Consider the following 1,545-nt stretch of genomic DNA (forward strand, 5'->3'; position numbering starts at 1 on the left):
GTTCTTTGAAGCCAATTGCCCGGCGAGCTGTAACTAAAGCAGCGGCGTGGTGAATAATTATCCCGTACCGCTGCATGTACTTCCAGTAACCGATGGTGGAGGTGTGCGCCGGCCAGACCGGCTTTACACCGACACCTTCCCTGAATGCCCTGCGCGTGACGGCCTCGATGATCTTCCTGAACGGAAAGTTGGCCGCCATGCGGTTGAATTTCCTTTTGGTGTCCAGCCGGTCTTTCCCGAAGTCCAGGTTTTCCACCGCCAGTGGCTTGCCCAGGGTTTTGGCTATATCCACCACCACTTTAGCCAGTACGCCTATCAGGTAGGTGCGCCGATACCCCCGGCTGTAAGCCAGTTCTGGTATCTTGATGTAGAGAAACCCGTTCGGGTGCACCGTAACCTGAAATTCCCCGTCGAATTTGTGCAGGGCCTTCGGGTACGGTACGGTGAATCCTTCCGGCCAGGGTTCCGGCTGACCGGTGTAACTGACACTGGCCAAAGCCACCCCGTCCGGGTTGGTGTCCATGCCCAGGTAGCCCCGGTTGGGACTGGTTACCGTTTCCGGCGCGGTAACTGTAAACGTAATGTGTGCCCTGTACCGGCCGTCCCTGCCTTTGATCAGTTCGACGCTGTAGGGCGTCCTGGAAAGGAGCAGCATCAGCGCTTTTTGCCGGTGCTTTTCCGGCAGCCAGAGCTTGCCGGTTACCCTGGGCGCCCTGGTCATTATTGGCCTGTCTTTGCTGTCTGTACCTTTCCGCTCGGACAGGTGGGAGATGGTCACGGATAAGGAGAATTCTCCATTGCGCCGGCTCATCCTCAAGTTGAGGTTGCCGCCTTTGGTTTCGTCCCCCCGGGCGTACAGCCGGTCCTGCCGGGCGTTTTTCCATTCTTCCCGGCTGGCTTTGCCCTTGCAAACCCGTTTCCATAAGGAACGACCGCCGAAAACCACTTCGGGCATGGTGCCGTTTTCCTTATGGGCCTGCAGTGCCGCCAGTTTGTCGCTCAGGTCTTTGACCCGCATTTTACGGCCACGGACGGTACGTTTGGCCTTTCCAACCTTTACAGTGTCGCCAACTTTATTTGCTCTGGCCAGGTCCTTTTCCGCCCGGTCCAGTTTCCTTTTGGCCCGGGCCAGCTTTTTGGCCGTCTCTTCGATTTCCAGTGCCAGCAGTTGTTTTTGCGATTCCGCCACTTCCTTCGCTTTTAAGATGGCGTCGTCGCAAAAGCGGGAATTTAAGCCGAATGTCCCCTGGCCCTCTTTTTTGAGCTCTTCGCGGGAACGGTCTTCCAGCAGCCGGTTGAACGCCCGGCGGGTGCACGAGCAAAAAAGGCGCATCTCGGTGTCCAGGGGGTCTTCGTCGCCACGGCTCCATTTTAAAGAGCGAAGGGCGGGGTAGACGTCCGGAAACCACTCGCCGCAGATGGTGTATTTGATGCCCTCGATGGGGTTAATCGCTTTCTTCTTTTTCGGCTTCCCCATCCCGTGCCACCCCCGCCATCAGTTCCCGGAACCCCTGTCTGACTTTCTTGCCGCCCCTGGCTCCATAA

At 57.5% G+C, this 1,545-nt stretch carries 1 protein-coding gene; it reads right to left on the bottom strand.

What is annotated here, in order from left to right; all coding sequences use genetic code 11:
* Window positions 1-1,477: transposase (locus GFC01_RS17730; RefSeq protein ID WP_152948473.1), on the bottom strand; the 1,477-nt coding region annotated here is incomplete at its 3' end.
* Window positions 1,478-1,545: the final 68 nt, after the last annotated feature.

The sequence above is a fragment of the Desulfofundulus thermobenzoicus genome (assembly GCF_009428905.1).
Taxonomy (GTDB): domain Bacteria; phylum Bacillota; class Desulfotomaculia; order Desulfotomaculales; family Desulfovirgulaceae; genus Desulfofundulus_A; species Desulfofundulus_A thermobenzoicus.